Raw genomic sequence first — 23,103 nt, 5'->3', positions numbered from 1 at the left:
ATGAGTTTTTAACTCCTCACTCCTCACTCTTAACTCTTAACTCTCCCCCACTCCCCTCATAATATTTATGACCCACGAAGAAACTTGGAGCCAGCGATTTGAATCAGCGTTGCATCCAGCGATCGCTCGTTTTAATGCCAGTATAAATTTTGATATTGAATTAATCGAATATGACCTCACTGGTTCTCAAGCCCATGTCAAAATGCTCGCTCACACGGGCATTATCTCCTCAGAAGAAGGAGAGAAACTGGTTGCAGGTTTAGAAAAAATTCGCCAAGAGTACCGCGAGGGTAAATTTCAGCCTGGTGTTGATGCTGAAGATGTACATTTTGCAGTTGAACGACGATTGACAGAAATTGTCGGCGATGTGGGTAAAAAGGTGCATACGGCGCGATCGCGTAATGATCAAGTTGGTACTGACACCAGACTCTACCTCCGCGACCAAATCCAACAAATCAAAAGCGAATTGCGAGAATTTCAAGGTGTCTTACTGGATATAGCCGAAAAGCACGTTGAAACTCTGATTCCTGGCTATACTCACCTACAACGCGCCCAACCCCTGAGTTTAGCTCACCACCTCTTGGCATACTTTCAAATGGCGCAACGCGACTGGGAACGCTTAGGAGATGTTTCTCGCCGCGTGAATATCTCACCTTTGGGGTGCGGTGCTTTAGCGGGAACTACTTTCCCCATTGACCGCCACTACACAGCTAAACTATTGAATTTTGACGATATTTATGCTAATAGCCTCGATGGAGTGAGCGATCGCGATTTTGCGATCGAATTCTTGTGTGCTGCTAGCTTGATTATGGTTCACCTCAGTCGCCTTGCAGAAGAAGTCATTCTTTGGTCATCTCAAGAATTTGGCTTTGTCACCCTTAAAGATAGCTGTGCCACAGGTTCCAGTATCATGCCCCAAAAGAAAAACCCCGATGTGCCAGAATTGGTGCGAGGGAAGACGGGACGTGTATTCGGTCATCTCCAGGCGTTATTGGTGATTATGAAGGGGCTACCCTTGGCATATAACAAAGACCTGCAAGAAGATAAAGAAGGTTTGTTTGACAGCGTTAAGACAGTCAAAGCCTCTCTGGAGGCAATGACGATTTTGCTGAGAGAAGGTTTAGAATTTCGCACTCAACGCTTAGAAAAAGCAGTGACAGAAGATTTTTCCAACGCTACCGATGTAGCAGATTATCTGGCAGCACGGGGCGTTCCTTTCCGAGAAGCATACAACCTCGTGGGTAAGATAGTAAAAACCTGTGATGCCGCAGGTAAACTTCTGAAAGATTTGAGCTTGGAAGAGTGGCAAGAACTACATCCGGCATTTGCAGCAGATATTTATGAGGCGATATCCCCCCGTCAAGTTGTTGCAGCCCGTAACAGTTACGGTGGTACTGGCTTTGCACAGGTAAGGAAAGCACTTATAGCTGCCCGCGCTCAAATTGCTGTCGATTAATAAATAAGGGCGTACATTTGTACGCCCTAAAAAATAAATAATCTAAATAAAAAGGATTTAAGCAGACAGCTTATTCAGTGTCAGCTGCTGCTGCGCCTTCTTCTTCTTCACTCTTGGGTGGTCTTTGTTGGAACCTTCTCTGCATTCTTCCTGTCGTAGTCCGTTTACGAAACTTTCTGGCATACGCCTGGTTACGTAGCGCCTTTTCTTTTTTTGGGTTACGGCGCTTGGCCATGTTCACCTCATTAATAAACAACAAAAAAGTAGCAACTAGGCATCACGTAGGCAATATCAGTTACCAATGTTATTGATATACTTGTAGCCTAGTGCAGCAATAAATACGCTTTAAACAGTGTACTAGTATATCGCATTCAACCTTGTTCTGTCAATAATAATTTAGAACTATCCCCACCACCTAGACGAAAAATACTTTTTATTTGATTCAAATTCGTCAAATAGATGTAAATTAGCTAACAAGTTGTTGTTCTTGGAACAAACCAATCAATATTATCAAGAATTAGGTGACGGTCTCAAACCCCGCTTAATTGTCTCTTCTAAATTTTGGGTTAAAACTTATCATTCAGATTATTTTTTTTAATGTGTGCTGAAAAATATTAGTGATCGCTAGTTTGGACAAGGCTAATGTTAGTTTTAAACTGAAAAACTTTCTGATTTAACAAAGTTTATGTATATATGAATACAGTGCTTCTTTAGAAACTTGATGTTAGAATCAATAATATTCTACGTAAAATCGTGAGAATAAAATCTCAAACCGCAAACATTTGTGTATAAAACAAAACTCAATAAAAATTGAATTAGTTGAGTTTATGTAAGTGGTAGAGAGCTATAGAATACAATACAAAAATTTTGAAGATTGAACGTTATTGCTTTTTTTCCGGCAGCTGTCCAGTCCACACGTAGCTTATGGCGTATTGGACAAACAGTATTGGGTATTATATTTCGTCATCCCATTACTGGCACTAGTATCATCCCAATTTTACCCGATGGTCGAATTGTACTGATCCGACGGCGTGATAATGGTCTTTGGGCATTGCCTGGAGGCATGGTGGATTGGGGAGAAGATATTCCCAACACAGTCCGCCGGGAATTGATCGAGGAAACCGGGCTAGAATTGGTGAAAATTAATCGTTTGGTAGGAGTTTACTCCGCACCAGACCGCGATCCCAGAATCCATTCAATTTGTGTTGTGGTTGAAGCCGAGGTGCATGGGACAATGGAGATTCAAGATACTTTGGAAGTCATGGAAATTCAAGCTTTCTCTCCCAATTTGCTACCTTCAGGACAGATGTCTCACGACCATACTAGGCAGTTGCAAGACTACTTAAATGGCTTGACAACATTGGCATAACAATATTTAGTCATTAGTCATTAGTCATTAGTCATTAGTCATTAGTCATTTGTCATTTGCCGCCAAAGTATATGATCTAAGGAAGCTTCTCTAGGAGACGCTGTGTTTCGACTCCGCTCAACATAAATTCGCGTTCGGCTCACACTTCTCTGTTTGTAATTTGTCTAAAACTAATTACTAATGACCAATGACTAATGACTAATGACTAATAACTAATGACTATTTATTATGGTGCTAAAAGTTAACTACTAAATTAAAATGAATATACTATTCCGTAACTCGCGGATAAAGCTCTCTCAAGGGCTGATATTCTGGCGTGAAGTCGGTGAAAAAACTCCTATAATTTTTTTACATGGTGCTTGGAATGAGAGCAGTCAATGGTTATCTGTGATGGAGTCTCTTTCACAAGATTTCCATTGCTTTGCACTTGATTTGTTAGGGTTTGGTGAATCAGAAAATCCGAATATTCACCATTCGATAGATTTGCAAGTAGAGTGTTTGGCTGAGTTTTTGCAAGCTGTCAAGCTAGAAAAAGTCTATTTAGTAGGGCATTCTCTTGGGGGTTGGATTGCTGCTAGCTATGCTTTAAAGTATCCAGAGAAAGTTGATGGTTTGGTACTACTTGCACCAGAGGGCGTAGAGATAGCAGGACAAGAAGAGTATTGTCGAAAGATGCGGCGATTATTGAATTATCCACCAATTATAGTTAAGTTGCTGCGATCGCTAACTCCCTTCACTAAAATCTTAGGTTGGCATGAAAAAATTGCCCAGGATTTGCAATTACGTCAGGAATTGTTGCGTTACCCCATAGCTTGCCAGTTACTCTTCAAAAGGCGACAAGCAGAAATTGAGGCGGAATTAGTGCAAAAGCGGCTTTACATGATAGATGTGCCGGTTTTTATTTTACAAGGTGGCCAAGATACACCAGATGCTTTAGCTAAAAGTCGGATTTATGCTCAACTGATGCCCAAACTCGAGTTGAAAATGATTGCCCATGCCGGAAATGACTTACCAGAATCTTGTGCTGGGGCTGTAGCGATCGAGATTGGGGAGTTTATTCAAGGTATTTTAAAAAGCCATAATTTCAACGAATTAAACTAGCTCATTCAGGGTTTATTGCCAATCCACTACACATATTCCTTCGCTCTCAAACCGTGATATGTGTTTCAAGTTTGTTGTCACAACTATGACTTGATCAAAACTTTTCAATTGGAGAATTGCTTGAGCAGCAAGAATTATATCACTATCCAAACTTTCATTGCTTGCTGTAGGCTTTCCCTGGTTTCTCACCGATGCCCATAGTTCGGCTGCTTTTCGCATCGTTTCGGGAGTCAGTGGTATGAGACAAATTTGGCTAAGTTTGTTGAGGCGATCTATACTCTTTTGTTTTCCTTGTCTCAATAGTTCACGCCGAAGTTCATAATCGGCTATTTCTGGCACACGTATAACAGTTTCGGTTTTCCCTAACGATCGCAACCACTGTTGGACTTTTGGGTTTACTTTTGGATGCGTTACTTGACTCAAAGGATGAGTGTCTAGCAATATGGCTCTACTCATCTGTGTTTTTACATTGACATCCGATTCTGATTCAAGCCTGTCTCAATCTGTGGGTGCGTTTGTTCATCATATCCCGATTCATCAACCATCCATTCCTCAACCAGTTCTATTACCTGTTCTAAGGTATCATCCCCTTTTGTTTCCGATTCAAAAAATTGTAGAGCAACTTGATATTTATCTAGCTTGGTTACACTCGACGCTAGGGGAGGGAATCGGTTAGTCATAGCCACTTCATTAATGTCTCTCGTTTCACTAGAAACAGATGTTGCTATACGATAGTTTTCAGAAATCAGAATATTGGACAACAGTGAAGATTTTTCTTCAATCAACGCATCGATTTGTGTCTTAATTTTTAGCAGTTCGACTAAAGATAGGGTATCTAATTGACGCATAATCACATCTAGCTGTGATGTCTCGGACATAACCTGACGCTGGGTAAACCTCTCTCTCAATTTTATGCCATTCAAGCTTTCTTTGTTTGCTGACCTTCTGATCGCTCTCAAACTCCTCGTTTACCCTTAACAGAATCTTGTGCTGGGGTTGTGGCGATCGAGATTGGGGAGTTTATTAAAGTAAATTAGTAATTAGAGGAAAGCGGGTTCAGAAAACTTATATCCATAAAAAAACGTTTATTTATATTAATTAAATAAACGTAAGGGTCAATATAATAAGAGCGAGGTCTTAATTAAGTTATTGATTTTCTGCGATATCCATGCTTAGTCTATCTCCAGTTTCTGCATCCACTACCATTAAAATTTTCGATTTTTTAAATTTTTCTGGACGTGGTGTTTTTTCATCACGGACTCGTTGTGGTACATCAATCCCGTTTGGTGCGTCAATTTCAATTAACCAGACACGACGGTTAGGATGTACTTGAGCGTTTTCGATGCTATCGCCGCCAAGTTTACTTTTAAATTTGATGTAATCGGCATAAGTTACAAGCCGTGCATTTTTGAGATTCAAGCCTTGTCTTAATTGTCCAATTGCACGTTCTTTTTTAATCATCTGCAAAACTGGTTTTGCGCTGTTATCTGGGTAAAGATATTCTGTCGGCGTTGTTGGTGACGGTGGCTCAGGAATAATAGTTTTGCTAGCCTCTGGTGGCCTTCTCAACCCAGGAGGACTACTGTTATCTGGATTATCTACTGAATTTTGCGCTAATAATGATGTCGTTGGAATTGTGATCCCAATCGCCAAAACACCTAAAAACAAAAGCTTTTTCATTTTTTTACTCTATTGATTACAATCTATTAAGGACGTAAGAATTGGATAATATTCGGGCTTCCATTTTGTGAATAAAACCAACCCGAATACCACCCATAGCTATTAGTTTCCCTAGCGATAGGCTCTGTTCCAGTGTAATTCTGAAATCCTGATGCACCTACAGGATAAGACCAGATATTTTCGACAGAAGTTCCGTTTGTAAATGAATGTTGGTTATCTTGTGACTCAATACCAATATTTAACTGTTTCCCAACATTGTAATTACTCGCCCCTGCAATCGTAATGAAGTAAGCTGCAACGTTGTCAACAGATGATTTCCATCGATTAGGTTGGGTTAAATCCCGCTCTAGTTTATATCGATGAGATCCTGTAGGATTTGCACTGCCAATCCTGCCTTCGTAGTACCATCTGCTGCCATCCGCAGTAACACGTTGATAAGTAAAGTAGTGCCCATCCCAATAAGTTTGTTCCTGTGGTTGTGGGTTAGGAATTGTAATTGACGTAGCAGTAACTCCTTTGCCTCCGCCCAATTCTACCCATTCTCCCGGTCTATTAGTTTGTTGCGGAAAAAATATCCACATTGTTTTGTTTAGCGGGTATGGCGTGGCTGGTGAAGAAATTAAATCTTCAGTCTGTCCATTCGCGGTAAATGCAGCACCATACATATCTTGTATGATGTATCGCTGTGTGTACTGTGAAGATGTTTGTGTAGCATTAACTTTCGTCACACCAAGTATGGAGGCTGTCAGTACGAAAGCTGCTATCAATTTTTTGTTCATAGTATGTGAATATGTCGCAATATTTACTTTTATTTCAGTGTGACGGCTTGTAAGTCCTAATATCAAACTAAATTTATACTCTTTGTAAGTATGCTGATAAGCATATATTTACTTGATGATAAAAATCAGTGTTTACTGAATTAGCTAACGAAATTTTATGAAGCTAATATAAAGAAAAAACTTATAAATGTTGTTTATATAACTCTTGGAGCAAAAAAACCATTACACACAAGATGCAACAATCAACTTAACATCCGATTTTCAGTGTTGTTTAACAAAACCTAGTTTTTATTTTTTGATGCTGCAAAATACTTAATTTGGCCATTTGCCTTACTCATCACCCATTACTATTTCTCGCATTCCCCAAAAAATTAAATTGGGTTCTACAATCAAACGTACTGTAATTTCAGGATATAAGGCTTGCAGATAGTTTAGTAATAAAGTGCGATCGCCCCCTTTAATCGCAATCTTCCTATTAGGAAATAATTGCAACCACGCCTCAATAAAATCTTTAATTCCAGCTAAGATTGTATAAATCACCCCACTTTGAATAGCTCCTGTAGTATTCAGAGCAAAACGTGGTGGTAGAGACGGAAAGTTTTGCATTTCTACTAATGGTAATTGTTCTGTCTGTTGACCGAGAGTTGCAAATTGCAAACCTAATCCCGGCAAAATTGCACCTCCAACTAGACACTGATTAGCATCCGCAGCCGTAAAAGTTAGCGCTGTCCCAGCATCAATCACCAACATTGGAAAACCCCACATTTTTCCCGCCCCCCACAAGGCTAAAGCGCGATCAATTCCTAGTGTGGGATAAACACCTTTGAGGGATACTTGGTCTAAGGTAATAACCCGAATGTTGGGGTAAGTTTGCCAAATAGCAGTTTGGCTGGGAACTACAGAGGCGACGAGGAGGGGAGGGGGAGATGAGGGGGATGAGGGGGATGAGGGGGATGAGGGAGATGAGGAGGATGAGGGGGATGAGGAAGTATTTTCTTCCCTAATTTTCTGATGGGGTGGAGAAATTGCCAGTAGTAAATGATCCAGGGTTTGACATTTAGCTAACTGTTGTATGACAGACTCAGCTATATGGTCGGTATCCCAAGCTGAGTAAAGCGTCTCGCCAATAAACAACGCCCAATGCAGCCGAGAGTTCCCAATTTCCAAAGCTAGCCAAATTTCCCCCATCTCCCTCATCTCCCTCATCCCCCTCATCTCCCTCATCCCCCCAATCCCTCTGCGGTTTCACACTTTTAACTTTTTTAAGTCAACCATAAATTTTTTAATAAAAATTAACATTCAAGCCGTGTAACAATAAACCTAGAGGAACAAATACTCATTGTGTCAAGGAGGGGAGTTATGGTAGCGCTCACCGAAAAAACTGAAAAACGGCTCACCATACAGCAGGTGGAAATCGCTCAAGAGACGACGGCTATTCGCTCTCTGGATTGGGATCGCGATCGCTTCGATATTGAGTTTGGTCTGCAAAACGGCACCACCTATAATTCGTTTCTCATCCGTGGGGAGCAGACAGCCTTAGTTGATACCTCCCACGAAAAGTTTCGTCAACTATACTTCAATACGCTCACCGGACTAATCAAACCAATAGATATTGATTATTTGATTATCAGCCACACCGAGCCAGACCACAGCGGTTTAGTTAAAGATTTGCTGCAAATGGCTCCAGAAATTACCGTTGTCGGTTCTAAAGTGGCGATTCAGTTTCTTGAAGATTTCGTACATCAGCCATTTAAACGGCGGATTGTGAAAAATGGCGATCGCTTAGATTTGGGCAATGGTCATGAATTTGAATTCGTGATTGCCCCAAATTTACACTGGCCGGATACCATTTTCAGCTTCGACCACAAAACAAAAATTCTCTATACCTGCGATGCCTTTGGGTTGCACTATTGCTCAGATAGCACCTTTGATGAAGACTTGGCGGCTATCGAAGAAGACTTTCATTACTACTACGATTGCTTGATGGGGCCGAATGCCCGGTCAGTTTTATCTGCCCTGAAACGAATGGGGGAACTGAAAACCATCGACATGATTGCCACAGGACACGGGCCATTATTATCCCACAACGTTGAGGAACTAGTTGGACGTTACCGCACTTGGAGCCAAACGCAAGCCAAGCCAGAAACGGCAGTTGGGATATTTTACGTTTCCGAATACGGATATAGCGATCGCCTCGTGCAAGCAATTGCCAATGGTATCGGTAAAACTGGTGTCGCCGTGGAAATTGTCGATTTGGGATCGGAAGTCGATTTACAAGAACTGCGGGAATTAGTTAGCCGTTGTGCTGGGCTAGTCGTTGGACTACCTCCTGCTTCTGGCGCTGCTAGCATCCAATCTGCACTCAGCACAGTTTTAGGATCTGCCAAAGAAAAGCAAGCTATTGGCGTATTTGAAACCGGCGGTGGCGATGATGAGCCGATAGATCCTTTGGTAAGTAAATTCCGCAATTTGGGTTTGACAACAGTTTTTCCAGCGATTCGGATTAAAGAAACACCCACAGAAAATACCTACAAGCTGTGTGAAGAAGCGGGAACAGACTTAGGGCAATGGGTAACACGCGATCGCAGCATCAAAGCCATGAAATCTCTTGGTGCTGACTTAGATAAAGCATTAGGTAGACTTAGCGGCGGATTATATATTATTACTGCCAAAAAAGGCGATGTATCCAGTGCCATGTTAGCCTCCTGGGTTGCTCAAGCCAGCTTTAAACCCTTGGGATTCTCCATTGCAGTAGCCAAAGATCGGGCAATTGAATCACTCATGCAAGTAGGCGATCGCTTTGTTCTCAACATATTAGAAGAAGGCAATTTCCAACCACTAATGAAGCACTTTTTGAAACGGTTCGCCCCTGGTGCCGATCGCTTTGAAGGAGTGAGAACCCAGCCAGCCGAAAATGGTGCGCCTATCCTCAACGACGCCCTCGCCTACATGGAGTGCGAAGTCGTCAGTAGAATGGACTGCGGTGACCATTGGGCAGTATACAGCACCGTCTACGCCGGACGAGTTTCTAAGCCAGATGCTTTAACTGCTGTGCATCACCGCAAAGTTGGTAATCACTACTAAAAAGTTAGGAGTTAGGAGTTAGGAGTTAAAAGTTAGGAGTTAAAAGTTAGGAGTTAAAAGTTAAAAATTAGGAGTTGTAGAGACGAGTTTAACAAAAAATATCGTCTGCACAACGGAAGTTAAAAGATTTAGATTAACGACTTTCTTCAACTCAGAATTCAGAACTCAGAACTCAGAACTTATAACTTATAACTCCTAACTCCTAACTCCTAACTCCTAACTCCTAACTCCTAACTCCTAACTCCTAACTCCTAACTCTTGTTTTAGCCATGTCAAAAAATAAACCCCGTGATGTTCAAGTTTATCCAATAGCTACAGATACAAGAATACTGCGATCGCGCAGTTGGTCAAGGCTCAGGTTTGAAATTGAATACGCTCTTGCCAAGGGTACAACTGCTAATTCTTATTTAATCGAAAGCGAAAAAACTGCCATCATTGACCCTCCAGGGGAAACGTTTACAGAAATTTATTTAAAAGCGTTGCAGCAGCGTTTCCATCTCGAAGAGTTAGATTATGTAATTTTGGGACACGTCAATCCCAACCGCGCTGCAACTTTAAAAGCTTTGTTGAAAATTGCCCCGCAAATCACTTTTGTTTGTTCTAATCCCGGGGCGATAAATTTACGTGGGGCGCTGGAAAATCCAGATTTGCAAATTCTTGTGATGCGGGGCGAAGAAACCCTAGATTTAGGCAACGGGCATAATTTACAATTTATTCCCACCCCCAATCCCCGCTATGCAGATCAACTTTGCACCTACGATCCGCAAACAGAAATTCTGTACTCAGATAAGTTATTTGGGGCGCATGTTTGTGGAGATCAGGTATTTGATGAAGGCTGGGAAGTATATAACGAAGATCGGCGCTATTATTTTGATTGCCTCATGGCTCCCCACGCCCGTCAAGTTGAAACAGCGCTGGATAAACTAGCTGATTTCCCCGTGAGAATGTATGCCACTGGACACGGGCCTTTGGTACGCTATGGCTTAATCGACCTGACCAAAGCTTATCGAGAATGGAGTCAACAGCAAACATCCGCCGACTTGACAGTGGCGTTGATTTATGCATCAGCTTATGGAAATACGGCAACATTAGCCCAAGCGATCGCTCGTGGCATTACAAAAGCTGGCGTTGCTGTAGAATCGATTAACTGCGAATTTACTGAACCAGAAGAAATCCGGGCGGCTGTGGAAAAAGCCGGTGGTTTCGTCATCGGTTCTCCTACTCTTGGCGGTCATGCACCTACACCCGTGCAAACAGCTTTAGGAATTGTGCTATCCACCGCTACTAACAATAAACTCGCTGGTGTATTTGGTTCCTTTGGCTGGAGTGGAGAAGCGGTTGATTTAATCGAAGGTAAATTGAAAGATGCTGGCTATCGGTTTGGTTTTGACACCATCCGCGTAAAATTCAAACCCGACGATGCCACCTTACAATTGTGTGAAGAAGCTGGAACCGACTTTGCCCAAGCCCTGAAGAAAGCTAGAAAAGTGCGATCGCAAAGTCTTCCTGCTACTAATGTAGAACAAGCAGTTGGTCGGATTGTCGGTTCTCTTTGTGTTCTCACAGCCAAAGAAGGCGATCGCTCCAGTGCCATGTTAGCTTCTTGGGTATCTCAAGCTAGCTTTAGTCCCCCTGGTTTAACCATAGCTGTAGCTAAAGACCGCGCAGTAGAAACACTGACACATACAGAAAACAAATTTGTCCTTAATATTCTTAAAGAAGGTAATCACTTGGGATTGATGAAGCACTTCCTCAAACCATTCGGCCCAGGACAAGACCGATTTGCTGATGTCGCCGCCCAAGAAGCTGAAAATGGTTCTCCTATACTTACAAATGCCCTAGCATATCTTGAATGTTCCGTACAAAACCGGATGGAATCTGGCGACCACTGGCTAGTTTATGCCACTGTCGAGAATGGCAAATTGTTAGATACTGATGGCGTGACAGCCGTGCATCATCGCAAGTCGGCAACTCATTATTAATTGCGAATAGGGCATAAGCAAGCGGCGGTCTTCTATGAGGCGATCGCATGATGCTGCTTGGGTAAAATTGTCACGATATTAGGAAGCACAAACGGCTAAAATTTGAGATAGAGGTATTTTCTACTTATTCTGAATAATTTAATGCTCTCTGTTAGAAATTATTGCCATGACGTTACGTGAACTTGAAGATCAAGCACTGAGATTATCTGCTGAAGATCGTTGGCAGTTAATTAATACATTGATGCGATCGCTCCAACCAAAACTTCAGCCAACGTCAAAGCCGAAGGGTTTAGCTGCAAGTTTGATCGGCATTGCAAAGACTGACACCCTGCCACCTACAGATGAAGAAGTGAAAGCTATGCTAGATGACCGGTTGGTGCAAAAGTATCTGTAATGCGAGTTTTATTTGATACGAACGTTCTGCTGGATGCTTTGCTAGCGCGTGAACCTTTTGTGGCGGATGCTGCTTTTTTGCTGGAGACGGTTGAATCGGGTCAAGTTGAAGGATTTATGTCGGCAACAACGGTTACGGATGTGCATTATTTGGTTGGACGCCAGACCAAGAGTGCTGAAGTTGCCATTACCGCAGTGACTCAATTGTTGGCACTGATGGAAATTTGTGCGGTGGATCGCGGGATGCTGGAACAGGCGATCGCATTGGGGTTGACTGATGAAGGAAGATGCGGTGCAGGTAGCATCTGCGATGAAGTTGGGGCTGGAGGCGATCGTTACTCGTGATGTAGATGGATTCACAGGTTCGCCGATTCTAGTACTCTCACCTAAAGATATGAGAAATCGGTTGACGTAGCAGAATGACGAGTTTATTGAGTTCGGAAGCTCAGGGCGTGTTTTCGATAAACAGCAAATTATCAACAGCTTACAGAATGAACCCATCGAATCCCTGACTCAAAGATCGATAACAGAATTTAAAACCTTAGTTTTGGCAGCAGGGGTTGTTTTAGTAACCTATCGTATAGTCAAACATATATCTGGCGAACAGCCTGTTAATTCGCTGCGAAGTTCCATCTGGAAATTGAACAATGATCAATGGAAAATGATCTTTCATCAGGGCACTTTGGTTAGAGAATCATAGACGCGGTATAACCAGCAACTGTCCGAAATTATAGTTCAAGTTTTGCATAAAAAAGGCCCAAGCATTGCTGCCTGAGCCTTTTTTAGATTCAACTAAATGACTTTCGCCTATTTAGCTTAGTAGCGACTACCACGGTTGTAGCCGCCGCCGCCACCACGGTTACCACCGAAGGAACCACCTCGGTCTTCTTTAGGCTTGGCCTTATTCACTTTAAGGTCACGACCCAGCCATTCAGCACCGTCAAGAGCTTCAATGGCTTTTGTTTCTTCATCTTCTGAACTCATTTCCACAAAAGCAAAGCCGCGTAAACGACCTGTTTCACGGTCAGTAGGTAGCTGAACACGTTTTACAGAACCATATTCTGCAAATACAGCACTCAGCGCATCTTGTGTAACTTCATAGGAGAGGTTACCAACGTAAATTGACATTAAATGTCTCCAAAATCATAAGTTTGTAGAGATTTAGATTTCGGAGAGAAGTCTGTAATACCAAAAGGGAAAAGCCTGTCAATACTAAAAACAAACACTGTCGCCGAATTAATTCTCATTTCACTTCCCATGATTACATAGCGACTAACTTTCTGGGGGAAATTTTCAAAACTGTTATAAAAAGTTATATGGCAGTCCGCTTTGATTTTTGAAATTATTTGCGTAGACAGGAAGTAGGGAGTAGGGAAGAAGCTAATCTATTCTCTTTTCTAAATATTGCCCAATCATCAACTGCTCACCAGCACGAGAGATGATCGTCTGTCTGGTGCGGTATTTGCTGCCAATTAGCTTTAACTCTTCTTCAAACACTGAACCGTTGTATTCAGTTCGCAAACACAGTGTTTTTGGGTTGGAGAAATAATACTGGGCGGTGACTGGTTTGGATATGGCAAAACCGCGATCGCGGTACAAAATGTTTCCCATAACCCCAAATATTGTTGAACCTTGCGATTCTTTCTTTGTCTTTAGCACATCTGTACTTTCCCATACAACTGCTGCACCACAGATTAAACTACCTGCATCAGGCAACTCGTGCATCTGAGCTAGCTTTTGCAATTCATCACAGCCCTGCTCTAAAAAATTGATCGTAACTATACTTTCTATCTCCTTAGTTTCTCCCTTCGGTAGGGTGTAGTAGCGTCGTTGCGATCGCCACTTACCCCCTGATTCCTGGAAAAATTCGGAAATCTGGGATTCATCAGTGGTTTGTACGATTCTGAGCAATGATGTCACGCCTTACCTTCCTCACCTAATGCAAATATATTTCTGGCAAAAAACTTCATTCTTGCTGTTGTTATGGTACTTATCGCCCTGTTCTTGCCATATTACGCAAGGGGGGTAAGAAAAAATAGTGTTCTCCACTACATTATAGACCTAAAAAAGCAATAAATCTTTAATATTCTTAACAAAAAACAAATTACTATAAGTACAAGTATTTATGCGAGAATAAAAAGTAATATGTAAAAACAAGGGTAATTCTTGTAATACCGCCCATTTTAGGATATTGGGCAAAAAGTTTCATATCTTTAGAAAAACCCAGGTTTCTCCTATGGGTAGATTTCAGAAAACTGACAAATATTTATACTAAGTTTATAATTTATGATCTGCAAGAAGATTTTCTACCTCTGCGTAAGAAGTAGAGCGGTGAGAAGTTTTGGATTTTTATGGGAAAACAGTAATTTCTGATACAGAAAGTTGCTGTAAGACAGCTTACGAATTCTCGCCGTTTTTTGTTAATGATATCTCTCAAAATTACTTGGTAAAACACGGCTGTTTAACCCCAAAAGCTCCCCAATCAGAGAAAAATAAATGATTTTGGATATGAATAAGCCGCACAAGCAGGTGAAAATAACAGATCCGGTAGCCGCCAACCAGCTCATTAATATCCAGTTAAATTCAGTTGTGAAGACTGAGGTAGCAATGCCTGGGGTAGTCACTGAGCGCAGCCGAAGTGCGGGCTGGGCCTACGCAGATTTAAAGAGTAGACTTCTTGCAAACAGCACTAGTGCAACAGGTGAAAAAGGTAAAAAAGAAAATTACTTACTTTCCTCTACCTCTGTAAGAAGTTTATTCATTTCTTGCTTGGTAGGTATAGCACTGCTGACGGCAAGTTGCGGCTCATCGCCCAAAGAATCAGCAGATGCACAATCTCAGAGTCCTGGTAGTAGGGAAGGGGGTGGTGCAACACCTGTAGATGTGGCGATCGCTCGAACTGACTTGCTCGAAAAACAACCAGAATATACAGGTAATACAACACCCTTTCGGATTGTATCAGTGCGATCGCAGGTAGAAGCCCGGTTGTTGGCTTTGAACCTGGATGTGGGCGATACAGTTAAACAAGGGCAGAACGTCGGGCAGTTAGATGATGCCATACTTTCGACTGAATTAAAGCAAGCAGAAGCAGAACTAGCAGCCCTCAAATCAGAAGTCGCTAGGGCAACCAATCAGGTAAGCAATGCCCGTGCAGACGTTGAACGAGCGCGGCTAGAAGTGGTACAAGCTCAGGCAGACTCAGAACGGCAGCAGAGGTTATTCAAAGCTGGAGCGATCGCTGAACAAACTGCCCAGCAAGCACGTACCCAGGCAAAAACAGCAGCCCAGGCACTACGGGCAGCCCAAGAACAAGTTCGTACAGAACAGCAAGCCGTCGCTGCTGCTCAAGGTAGAGTATTGGCCCAACAGGCATTAGTTGCCCAAACCAAAGAGCGAAGTTCTTACGCTCGGCTGACATCCCCCATCACTGGTATAGTCACAGAAAAGGTGACAGAACCTGGCAACCTTCTGCAAGCAGGTAGCGAAGTCTTAAAAATTGGCGATTTTAACCGTGTCAAAGTCGTAGTGCAAGTTTCCGAATTAGAACTGGCACAAATTCAGGTTGGGCAGTCTGTACAAGTCCGCTTAGATGCCTTCCCGGATCAAGCATTAATTGGCAGAGTTACGCGCATTTCCCCAGCTGCCGATGCCACAGCTCGCTTGATACCTGTAGAAGTAGTGATTCCTAACAATCAAGGGAAAATTGGTAGTGGACTGCTGGCGCGAGTCAATTTTGAAAACCAGACACAACAACGGGTTGTAGTGCCGCAAACAGCTATTCAGAAACAAGCAGGCAGTAAGAACTCCAAGGGTACAGGGGAGACGCAAACAAATGTACCGCAGGACTCTTCCCCAGCTAACACATCTGGTATAGCAAAGGCAAAGTCACAAGACCAAAGTGGGGAAGTATTTGTCGTCAAAGACACAGAAGACAAAACCAAGGTAACAGCACGAGCCGTAATGTTGGGAAAAAGGGCTGATGGGAGAGTGGAAATTTTATCCGGTTTGCAAACGGGAGAGCGCTATGTTGTTCGTAGTGGTAAGCCGTTAAAAGAAGGTGACACTGTAAGTCTTTCAATTCTTTCAGAAAAGCAATAGTAGGGTGAGTAATAACCACCATACCAAGGAAAAAGGGAGCATCCCAATGCAAGCAAATTTACCAAGATGATAGATTGTCATTGCGAATGAAGCGTAAAGCCTTCGGCATAGCTTCATTTCATTACGCTCGCAATGACAAAATATGTTTTTACACATTTGGGATGCTCCCATGAAAAAGTACTTAGTAGTCAGCACTTAGCACTTATCACTTAGTATCATGCAACAGGCGAACAATAATAATGGCAATGGCGGATTTAGTCTTAGTGCGATCGCTATCCGCCAACACATTGGCACACTCATGCTCACCGTGGCAGTAATTGTCATTGGGGTATTTTTTCTCACAACGATCCAAGTCGATCTTCTACCCTCAATTACCTATCCACGAGTTAGTGTCCGGCTAGAAGCCCCTGGTATTTCACCGGAAGTAGCAGTAGATGAAATCACCAGACCCTTAGAAGAAACTTTAGCTGCAACAGAGAATGTAGTCCAAATTTTTTCCCGCACCCGTGAGGGACAGGTGAACCTGGATTTATACTTCCAACCAGGGGGTGATATTGATCAAGCCCTAAACGATGCTACTGCTGCTTTTAACCGAGGCCGAGGACAACTGCCAGATACGATAGAGGAGCCGCGCTTATTTAAAGTCGATCCTTCCCAATTGCCGGTTTATGAATTGGCCCTGACATCTGCTTCGTTGCCAGGTAAAGATTTACGCGTATTTGCTGATGAAGAGTTAACGCGTGAACTCAGTGTCGTGCCGGGAGTCGCTTCAGTCGATGTATCTGGTGGTGCTGAGGAAGAAGTACGGGTGCTTGTTGACTTAAACCGATTGCAAGCTTTAGGCGTGGGGTTAAATGATGTCTTAGATGAATTAACAGCCCGTAACCAAGATACTTCTGGTGGTCGGATTCTAGGGCAAAATTCTGAGCCATTGACTCGGACTGTAGGACGCTTCCAAAATGCCAGGGAAATTGAAAACCTCTCTGTAGAAGTTTCCTCCCCTGCCTCCCCTGCAACGCCAGCCTCCCCTGCCTCTTCTACCTCCCCTGCACCTTCCCGCCGCGTCTACTTGCGAGACTTTGCGGAGGTAATTGACGATACAGAAGACCAGCGAGTATTTGTTTACCTGAATCGTCAGCCTGCGGTGAAATTTTCAATCCAAAAGCAGCCTGAGGCCAATACAATCACAGTTGTAGATGCTGTTAAGCGGCGAATTGAACAATTACGACAATCGGGTTTAATTCCAGCAGATATGACTTTGAGTCCCACCACAGATGAATCTGTCTTCATCCGCAATTCCTTAAATGATGTCATCTTTTCGGGGATTTCTGGGGCATTGTTAGCAGCAGCAGCAGTGTTGTTATTCTTGGGATCATTTAGGCAAACATTGATTATCAGTTTGACGATTCCCCTGTGTACTCTAGCAGCGATCGCTCTGATGAAAATCTTTGGCTTGACTTTGAATGTATTTAGTTTGGCAGGTCTGACATTAGGAGTCGGTCAAGCAATTGATACATCGGTTGTGATTTTGGAGAACATTTCTGAAAAAACAGGGATGACTCCCAATCAAAAAGAGGTGGAGGCAGAGGGGCAGAGGAGAAATTCAAAATTTTTTATTGACAGTGCGATCGCAGCTTCCCAAGAAGTAGAATCTGCTTTAGTTGCTGCTACAGGTGCCAACTTAGTTTCTGTAGTGCCATTCCTCTTAATTGGCGGCTTTATTGCACTGCTATTTAATGAACTGATTCTGACAATTAGCTTCGCAGTAGCAGCATCCCTTGTAGTCGCAATCACAGTAGTACCGATGCTGTCTTCTCGACTCTTGGGAATTCGCTGGTCTAGTCGGATCAGTGAATTTTGGCTGCTTAGACAGTTTAATCACCGATTTGAAGATGCTACGCGGGGATACAGTAACTTCTTAACCAAGGTTTTACGCTATCGGCTCCTCGTCGTTATCGCTGCTTTGGTAATTTTAGGCGGCAGTAGCTTCTTTATGTTTGGTCAAATTCCCCAAGAAATTTTACCCCGCATCAGTACTGGTCAAGCTAACTTGAGAGCGCAGTTTCCTCCCGGTACACCTTTAGCAACTTCTGAAAAAGTTATGCAAATTGTTGATGACATTTTGCTCAAACAACCAGAAACAAAGTCTGCTTTCACAACTGTGGGTGGTAATTTATTTGGCAGCAGTACTACAGAAAATCCTTTACGTGCTAGCAGCACTATCAATCTAAAACCAGGCACAGATGTAGAAGCTTTCGTCAAAAAAGTAACTCAGGAATTTAACAAACTCAACTTAGCAGGAATTCTGCTGCGCCTTAATCCTGGTCAGGTGCGGGGTTTAATCTTGAGTAATTCTCCAGTACAAGGGTCAGACGTTGACGTGATTCTGCAAGGTGAGAATGAAGAAAACTTAACGCAAGCAGGCGCACAAGTGCTGCAAGCATTGCAAGAAAGGGCAAAATTAGCGACATTCCGACCAGATGCCGACCCCCGGCAACCAGAAATCCAAATTCGCCCAGACTGGGAAAGGGTTTCGGCTTTAGGGTTGAGCGCCGGGCAAATTGGTGCCACAGTTCAGACAGCAATTGAAGGTTCAGTTCCTACCCAAATTCAACGCGGTAATCGTTTAGTTGATGTGCGGGTGCAGCTAAATAAGGAAGCAATTGCGCGTCCTTCCCAGCTAGAGCAATTACCGCTATTTACAGAAAACAATCAACTAATCCGTCTTTCAGATGTTGCAAACATTCAAGAAGGTCAAGCGCCTGGTGAAGTGCAACGGATTAATCAGCGCCAAGCTTTTATTGTGGCAGGTAATCTCACCGAGGGAGCTAGTCTTGGTGAAGCGATCGCAGAAGTCAATGAGGTACTCCAAGATGTAGACTTACCTGATGGCGTTTCAATTGTGCCTAGTTCTGCCCAAGAAACTAATCAGCAACTTCAGGATGCTTTAAAAACTTTGGGGGCGTTGGCAGTGTTCCTAATATTTGTAGTCATGGCGGTGCAATACAATTCGCTCATTGACCCGTTGGTAATTATCTTCACCGTACCACTAGCGTTAGCTGGAGGAATTTTTGGACTTTACATTACCCAAACTGCAATTGGCGCAACTGTAATTGTTGGCGTCGTCTTGCTGGTAGGAATTGTGGTGAACGCAGGGATTTTAATGGTAGAACTGGCAAACCAAATTCGGGAAGAAGTTGGTTGTACTCGCCAAATTGCGATCATGAAAGCTGCTCCTCAACGCTTGCGCCCAATTATCATGACCACAGTCACCACTATATTGGGACTGTTTCCTTTGGCATTGGGCATTGGCGAAGGTTCTGAGTTTTTGCAGCCTTTAGGGATTGTAGTTTTCTTTGGGATGGCGATCGCTACAATGCTGACATTGTTTATCATCCCCTGTTTTTATATTCTGCTGCACGATTTACTAGGTGGGAATTGGGCGAAGCCAGTATTAATTTGGTTGCGTGGATTTACGAAAAAATTGATTTGAATCCCTACATAGGGATTAAATTTTTCAACACGTTCTACGCTGGAATTTAAATTAACGTGATTTGCCAACGAAAAAACTTGTTGGTAGATCGCGTTAACTCAGCTTTTTTCAACACACATATTCTCTAATCTGTCAACGCATAAGTTCTAATTTAGATTTTTTATAAAGATTGGGTAAAATTATTAGTTATTTTGATAAAGCATTACAAGAATTGTTTTATAAATCAACCTATGAGTAGATATAAAATCACTGAGCAGGCACACATTAACCGCTATTTATCTAGCAGGTAGATAGCAGTTGAAAAGCGAGTTTTGCTGTTTGATTTAACCCACGCGGTATAGTATTCTCTCAATCAATATAAAGAGGACAGAAATATGACTACAATAGCAACCAAAATAGCCTTATCTGTTCTAGGAGCAGCAGGAATTAGTTTTTTGTCTTTGACACCAGCGAGAGCCTTCATTTTGGTAGAAACCAGCGTGACAACTCAAAATGAAGAAGTACTGGAAACGAAAAAGCCAAGAAGTCTTGGGCCAGAGTATCAACCAGGGCAAGTAATAGAATTTGGTGTCTCAGATGTAGCTAATAACTTTCTAAATGACACTGGGTACGATATAGAAAGCTTGGTCTTTGATTTAAAAACGCTTTCCTATAGTAATCCAGATTCTACTCCTGTATTTAATAATGAGCTTGTGCAGTGGGGAGATGTTAATGGAGATGGCAAGATTGGTTACTCTAATAACCCTGATTTAAAGAATATTTTTAGAGACGTTACCATAAAAGATAACATCATCACTTTTAGTGATGGTGTTATCCCAAACGGAACCCTGTTTTACAATCCATTCGCTACCAACCCCAATCTATCGCCAGGTGCTGGAATCATTCCACCAGTGCCAGCAGAGCAAGTGGATAAAGATGGGCCAATCAGAGTGGGTAGTTATTACACTGCTGTTCCTGAATCAACTAATGTTTTGGGTGTACTAGTCCTTGGCGCTTTAGGTGTAGCTTTAAAAGTAAAGCGATCGCTACATTGTTAACGTTCTGACTCTGTAATTAATTCACGATACACTGCTAGTGTTTCCTGATGAACGCGGGCAACACTCAGCCATTGTAGGTTTTGATTTGCCCGCTGTTTCCATTCGTGCAGCATATCGGCATTACTCAGTAATTGCACTAAAACTCCAGCCAAAGCATTACTATCTTTTGCTGGCACTAAAAGTCCTGCTTGTCCATTGTCCAAAGCTTCAGGAATCCCGTCTACCTGAGTGCCAACGATCGCAATTCCAGCTTCCCTGGCTTCCGAAAGTACCAAGGGGCAAGGATCGCGGTGGGAAGCTAACACAAATATGTCACAAGATATCAGATAACCTTGAGGTTCCGCCTGGAAGCCTTCAAAATGAATGCGTTCTTTTACAGAAGTTGCTAGTGCCTGTGCTTCAAATAGCTGTTTATCAGGGCCATTTCCTACCAAATAAAGATGCGCTTGGGGAAAATCTGAGGCGATTTGTTCAAAGGCAGCGATTAACTCAGCAATTCCCTTGCGTTGATACATCCCGGCTACAGTTGCGATCGCTGGACGTTGTAATGGTAAAGGTTGATAATCTTGTATTTGTCGCGTGCGGGGGCTGCCCAAAGTTCCGTTACATATTACCCGTAACTTGTTTTCGGAAATACCGCGTCGTGCCATAGAATCTCGCACCGCCTTACTGACAGCAATTACCCTGTCAGCTAAACCCATCAGCAGACTGGAACGCTGAAATTCGTTGTGGACTGTGGAAACTAAAGCATATTTATGCCCTTTAAAAATGCGGGCTAGGATAACTCCTGTCATCATGTGCGCGTGAACAATATCCGGCTGAAATTCTGCTGCGATCGCCAGGTAACGCACAGCTGCTTTAATAATACTTATCGGTTTCCTAGTTTGGTCTAGTTGGTAGTGTTTGACACCACATATATTTAGTAATTTCTCATATTCACCACCAGCAGAAATAACCGCTACCTCATAACCAGATTTAGCCTGTAAACAAGCCAGATCAACAGCCACATTCACAATCCCGTTACCTATTTCTTGAACGTGGTTCAAAATATGTATGATTCGCATCATCTTTGAGATATGTATAAAAAATAAAGACAATTGACTGAGTAGAGAAAGAAACAATTATTGAGTTTTTAAAGACAACTCAAAATTAGCCAGTAGCTTGTAAAAATCACAAATTACTACTGACTAATAGCTCATGTCTTCAGCTACTTAGCTTTAAAGACTTATTCAGTAACGGCTTAATAAATCGGGATAAAAGAAGATAAGAATTAGGTAAACTCTTGGTGATACCGTTTTGTGTCCGCCCTGGAACAAACAATAACAAATATTGGTGCGGTTATGTAATGCCCAATAGGGAATTACTGGTAGAGTACGGACGGGTAAGAAATACACCCGTACTCATGTTTATGCTTGCGGTTCTACCAATGCAACCAATAACAAGCTAGCTACTTTAGTTTGGGAATATTCAGAACAAAGGTTTAATTGGATTATTCGATACGACTGGGTTCTTATCTAGAATTTCACTCACATTGATATAGAGCTTGTTTTCTGATTGTTCTGTTGTATCAGAATTATGAAATGAAATTGTGCTTTCATTGTTACGAATATTTAATATTTGTTTAAGAGCAGCTTTTGGGTTATCTTCGGGTCTTAATGTAAGTAGCAAACCATCTTGTATACAGGGGGTATTTGCTTCTAAAGAAACGCATATTACGTTATAATTATTTATGCGATCATACGTAATATATTTGAGGAGATTCTTATCCCAAAGTTTTTGAAATCTTTCGGATACTTGTAAGCAACGAGTTACAGGATCATAACCTGAAGCAATAAAATGCTTAGATTCCCAACGAATAAATTCAACATTGCCTCTAGTAGGTGTACGAGCAATTGTCGCTGGTATATTCTCTAATTTAGTTTTGGCACATAAAAAATTAACAGTTTGAGCAGCACTTGGGTTATTATTTAAATCTGGAGGTTCAGAACAATTAGCATTTGTAGCGTGGCATAATTGTTCAAAAGCAGTTCCTATAATTGGTGTCTTGGTAAACCATCTGCCCAATGGGGCTATTAAAAGTCCCAAAATTACGGCAACTATTATGCCTCCAACTGGCATAATTAGGAATTGAAACAAAAAAGAGTCAGAGAATTTTTTAGACATAAACTTCCTCTTGGACACTTAAAAATTTCTTTACGAAAGTTTAATTATAGACATATCGTACACCAGGTATATGCCTAGTGGGTGGACTCATTTTGCACACAAATTGTCTTCAGCATTGCTACGCAGCACCATAGCGACTTTCACACGCTTAAGCAAATGGTTAATTGAACGGACTTGGGCTGTACTAGAAAATTATGGTAATGGTAGCATTCTAGATGAAATAACTGTTGTCATAAAAAACTCTGGTAACTCATATCTTGCACCTACCGAAAAAACTCGGAAAAAGCAGATAAAGATTACAAAAATGTAACATTATAAGCAGTGTCATGGTTGCTCACTATTTAGATATTTAAAGAACTATAAAACTAGTGATGTTACTTAATTTTTCCAGAAAGACGATGGCAGGTTTTGTCAGGATATGATGTTCCAACTAGTGATTCGTTGATCAGGCGATCGTTAATTATGAGA

22 protein-coding genes are annotated in these 23,103 nt (G+C 42.1%); 12 read left to right on the top strand and 10 right to left on the bottom strand.

The window, feature by feature from the left end; all coding sequences use genetic code 11:
* Window positions 1-67 precede the first annotated feature (67 nt).
* Window positions 68-1,456: an argininosuccinate lyase gene (argH, locus tag LC586_RS19635; protein WP_229486399.1), complete on the top strand. Its 1,389-nt coding sequence runs from the start codon at window positions 68-70 to the stop codon at window positions 1,454-1,456.
* Window positions 1,457-1,526: 70 nt separating this feature from the next.
* On the opposite strand, the gene LC586_RS19630 is transcribed toward argH, so the two are convergent.
* The gene (locus LC586_RS19630) at window positions 1,527-1,691 is read right to left on the bottom strand and encodes an Asl3888 family RNA-binding protein (RefSeq protein WP_167407613.1); all 165 of its coding nucleotides are present in this window, start codon (window positions 1,689-1,691) and stop codon (window positions 1,527-1,529) included.
* A 639-nt stretch (window positions 1,692-2,330) separates the two neighbouring features.
* On the opposite strand from LC586_RS19630, the gene LC586_RS19625 reads away from it, so the two are divergent.
* Both LC586_RS19625 and LC586_RS19620 read left to right on the top strand, forming a co-directional pair.
* Window positions 2,331-2,825, top strand: a complete 495-nt coding sequence (locus LC586_RS19625; protein ID WP_229486398.1) for an NUDIX hydrolase — start codon at window positions 2,331-2,333, stop codon at window positions 2,823-2,825.
* A gap of 258 nt (window positions 2,826-3,083) precedes the next feature.
* Window positions 3,084-3,926, top strand: a complete 843-nt coding sequence (locus LC586_RS19620; RefSeq protein ID WP_229486397.1) for an alpha/beta fold hydrolase — start codon at window positions 3,084-3,086, stop codon at window positions 3,924-3,926.
* 12 nt (window positions 3,927-3,938) lie between these two features.
* Here LC586_RS19620 and LC586_RS19615 read toward each other — a convergent pair whose 3' ends face one another.
* The 5 genes from LC586_RS19615 to LC586_RS19595 form a co-directional block, all read right to left on the bottom strand.
* Window positions 3,939-4,382 carry a type II toxin-antitoxin system VapC family toxin gene (locus LC586_RS19615; protein WP_229486396.1) on the bottom strand — a complete coding sequence of 148 codons (444 nt, stop codon included), beginning with the start codon at window positions 4,380-4,382 and terminating at the stop codon, window positions 3,939-3,941.
* A gap of 8 nt (window positions 4,383-4,390) precedes the next feature.
* A complete protein-coding gene (locus tag LC586_RS19610) occupies window positions 4,391-4,804 on the bottom strand; it encodes a hypothetical protein (protein ID WP_229486395.1) in 414 nt (137 codons plus the stop codon).
* Between the two features lie 268 nt (window positions 4,805-5,072).
* Window positions 5,073-5,606, bottom strand: a complete 534-nt coding sequence (locus LC586_RS19605; RefSeq protein WP_229486394.1) for a hypothetical protein — start codon at window positions 5,604-5,606, stop codon at window positions 5,073-5,075.
* Between the two features lie 26 nt (window positions 5,607-5,632).
* Window positions 5,633-6,385, bottom strand: a complete 753-nt coding sequence (locus LC586_RS19600) for a hypothetical protein (RefSeq protein WP_229486393.1) — start codon at window positions 6,383-6,385, stop codon at window positions 5,633-5,635.
* A 330-nt stretch (window positions 6,386-6,715) separates the two neighbouring features.
* On the bottom strand, window positions 6,716-7,573 hold the full coding sequence (locus LC586_RS19595) for a pantothenate kinase (RefSeq protein ID WP_438822915.1): 858 nt from the start codon (window positions 7,571-7,573) through the stop codon (window positions 6,716-6,718).
* A gap of 171 nt (window positions 7,574-7,744) precedes the next feature.
* On the opposite strand from LC586_RS19595, the gene LC586_RS19590 reads away from it, so the two are divergent.
* The 5 genes from LC586_RS19590 (at window position 7,745) to LC586_RS41940 (ending at window position 12,544) form a co-directional block, all read left to right on the top strand.
* Entirely contained in the window at window positions 7,745-9,469 is a 1,725-nt protein-coding gene (locus LC586_RS19590; protein ID WP_229486391.1) for a diflavin flavoprotein, read from the top strand.
* Between the two features lie 269 nt (window positions 9,470-9,738).
* On the top strand, window positions 9,739-11,451 hold the full coding sequence (locus LC586_RS19585) for a diflavin flavoprotein (RefSeq protein WP_229486390.1): 1,713 nt from the start codon (window positions 9,739-9,741) through the stop codon (window positions 11,449-11,451).
* 166 nt (window positions 11,452-11,617) lie between these two features.
* Window positions 11,618-11,845 carry a hypothetical protein gene (locus LC586_RS19580; protein ID WP_229486389.1) on the top strand — a complete coding sequence of 76 codons (228 nt, stop codon included), beginning with the start codon at window positions 11,618-11,620 and terminating at the stop codon, window positions 11,843-11,845.
* Complete coding sequence (locus tag LC586_RS19575) at window positions 11,845-12,189, top strand: PIN domain-containing protein (protein ID WP_229486388.1); 345 nt, start codon at window positions 11,845-11,847, stop codon at window positions 12,187-12,189. The genes LC586_RS19580 and LC586_RS19575 overlap by 1 nt, the downstream gene beginning before the upstream one ends.
* Before the next feature lie 85 nt (window positions 12,190-12,274).
* Window positions 12,275-12,544, top strand: a complete 270-nt coding sequence (locus LC586_RS41940) for a nuclear transport factor 2 family protein (RefSeq protein ID WP_369010534.1) — start codon at window positions 12,275-12,277, stop codon at window positions 12,542-12,544.
* 116 nt (window positions 12,545-12,660) lie between these two features.
* Here LC586_RS41940 and rbp read toward each other — a convergent pair whose 3' ends face one another.
* Together rbp and LC586_RS19565 are read right to left on the bottom strand one after the other, a co-directional pair.
* The gene (gene rbp / locus LC586_RS19570) at window positions 12,661-12,972 is read right to left on the bottom strand and encodes an RNA-binding regulator (RefSeq protein ID WP_229486387.1); all 312 of its coding nucleotides are present in this window, start codon (window positions 12,970-12,972) and stop codon (window positions 12,661-12,663) included.
* Window positions 12,973-13,224: 252 nt separating this feature from the next.
* Window positions 13,225-13,764 (bottom strand): phycobiliprotein lyase, encoded by a 540-nt coding sequence (locus tag LC586_RS19565; RefSeq protein ID WP_229486386.1) that lies wholly within the window; start codon window positions 13,762-13,764, stop codon window positions 13,225-13,227.
* A gap of 588 nt (window positions 13,765-14,352) precedes the next feature.
* On the opposite strand from LC586_RS19565, the gene LC586_RS19560 reads away from it, so the two are divergent.
* From LC586_RS19560 to LC586_RS19550, 3 genes are all read left to right on the top strand, one after another.
* Entirely contained in the window at window positions 14,353-15,942 is a 1,590-nt protein-coding gene (locus LC586_RS19560; RefSeq protein ID WP_229486385.1) for an efflux RND transporter periplasmic adaptor subunit, read from the top strand.
* Between the two features lie 217 nt (window positions 15,943-16,159).
* Entirely contained in the window at window positions 16,160-19,435 is a 3,276-nt protein-coding gene (locus LC586_RS19555; RefSeq protein ID WP_229486384.1) for an efflux RND transporter permease subunit, read from the top strand.
* Between the two features lie 374 nt (window positions 19,436-19,809).
* On the top strand, window positions 19,810-20,472 hold the full coding sequence (locus LC586_RS19550; RefSeq protein ID WP_229486383.1) for a hypothetical protein: 663 nt from the start codon (window positions 19,810-19,812) through the stop codon (window positions 20,470-20,472).
* Here LC586_RS19550 and LC586_RS19545 read toward each other — a convergent pair.
* On the bottom strand, window positions 20,469-21,536 hold the full coding sequence (locus LC586_RS19545; protein ID WP_229486441.1) for a glycosyltransferase family 4 protein: 1,068 nt from the start codon (window positions 21,534-21,536) through the stop codon (window positions 20,469-20,471). The two genes, LC586_RS19550 and LC586_RS19545, sit on opposite strands and share 4 nt — an antisense overlap.
* A 403-nt stretch (window positions 21,537-21,939) precedes the next feature.
* Complete coding sequence (locus LC586_RS19540; RefSeq protein WP_229486382.1) at window positions 21,940-22,635, bottom strand: COP23 domain-containing protein; 696 nt, start codon at window positions 22,633-22,635, stop codon at window positions 21,940-21,942.
* Window positions 22,636-22,705: 70 nt separating this feature from the next.
* Between LC586_RS19540 and LC586_RS19535 the strand changes: the two genes are divergently transcribed.
* On the top strand, window positions 22,706-22,945 hold the full coding sequence (locus LC586_RS19535) for a hypothetical protein (protein ID WP_229486381.1): 240 nt from the start codon (window positions 22,706-22,708) through the stop codon (window positions 22,943-22,945).
* Window positions 22,946-23,103: the final 158 nt, after the last annotated feature.

The organism is Nostoc favosum CHAB5714 (genome assembly GCF_020829495.1).
Lineage (GTDB): Bacteria > Cyanobacteriota > Cyanobacteriia > Cyanobacteriales > Nostocaceae > Nostoc > Nostoc favosum.
Note: the sequence above shows the minus strand (reverse complement) of the source record. Positions and strands in the feature narration are given on the sequence as shown.

What these genes read in the sequence shown, in the direction of transcription:
- argH (WP_229486399.1), top strand. Translation starts at nt 68, where the DNA reads ATGACCCACGAAGAAACTTGGAGCCAGCGATTTGAATCAGCGTTGCAT.
- LC586_RS19630 (WP_167407613.1), bottom strand. Translation starts at nt 1,691, where the DNA reads ATGGCCAAGCGCCGTAACCCAAAAAAAGAAAAGGCGCTACGTAACCAG.
- LC586_RS19620 (WP_229486397.1), top strand. Translation starts at nt 3,084, where the DNA reads ATGAATATACTATTCCGTAACTCGCGGATAAAGCTCTCTCAAGGGCTG.
- LC586_RS19615 (WP_229486396.1), bottom strand. Translation starts at nt 4,382, where the DNA reads ATGAGTAGAGCCATATTGCTAGACACTCATCCTTTGAGTCAAGTAACG.
- LC586_RS19610 (WP_229486395.1), bottom strand. Translation starts at nt 4,804, where the DNA reads ATGTCCGAGACATCACAGCTAGATGTGATTATGCGTCAATTAGATACC.
- LC586_RS19605 (WP_229486394.1), bottom strand. Translation starts at nt 5,606, where the DNA reads ATGAAAAAGCTTTTGTTTTTAGGTGTTTTGGCGATTGGGATCACAATT.
- LC586_RS19600 (WP_229486393.1), bottom strand. Translation starts at nt 6,385, where the DNA reads ATGAACAAAAAATTGATAGCAGCTTTCGTACTGACAGCCTCCATACTT.
- LC586_RS19595 (WP_438822915.1), bottom strand. Translation starts at nt 7,573, where the DNA reads ATGGGGGAAATTTGGCTAGCTTTGGAAATTGGGAACTCTCGGCTGCAT.
- LC586_RS19590 (WP_229486391.1), top strand. Translation starts at nt 7,745, where the DNA reads ATGGTAGCGCTCACCGAAAAAACTGAAAAACGGCTCACCATACAGCAG.
- LC586_RS19585 (WP_229486390.1), top strand. Translation starts at nt 9,739, where the DNA reads ATGTCAAAAAATAAACCCCGTGATGTTCAAGTTTATCCAATAGCTACA.
- LC586_RS19580 (WP_229486389.1), top strand. Translation starts at nt 11,618, where the DNA reads ATGACGTTACGTGAACTTGAAGATCAAGCACTGAGATTATCTGCTGAA.
- LC586_RS19575 (WP_229486388.1), top strand. Translation starts at nt 11,845, where the DNA reads ATGCGAGTTTTATTTGATACGAACGTTCTGCTGGATGCTTTGCTAGCG.
- rbp (WP_229486387.1), bottom strand. Translation starts at nt 12,972, where the DNA reads ATGTCAATTTACGTTGGTAACCTCTCCTATGAAGTTACACAAGATGCG.
- LC586_RS19560 (WP_229486385.1), top strand. Translation starts at nt 14,353, where the DNA reads ATGAATAAGCCGCACAAGCAGGTGAAAATAACAGATCCGGTAGCCGCC.
- LC586_RS19555 (WP_229486384.1), top strand. Translation starts at nt 16,160, where the DNA reads ATGCAACAGGCGAACAATAATAATGGCAATGGCGGATTTAGTCTTAGT.
- LC586_RS19550 (WP_229486383.1), top strand. Translation starts at nt 19,810, where the DNA reads ATGACTACAATAGCAACCAAAATAGCCTTATCTGTTCTAGGAGCAGCA.
- LC586_RS19545 (WP_229486441.1), bottom strand. Translation starts at nt 21,536, where the DNA reads ATGCGAATCATACATATTTTGAACCACGTTCAAGAAATAGGTAACGGG.
- LC586_RS19540 (WP_229486382.1), bottom strand. Translation starts at nt 22,635, where the DNA reads ATGTCTAAAAAATTCTCTGACTCTTTTTTGTTTCAATTCCTAATTATG.
- LC586_RS19535 (WP_229486381.1), top strand. Translation starts at nt 22,706, where the DNA reads ATGCCTAGTGGGTGGACTCATTTTGCACACAAATTGTCTTCAGCATTG.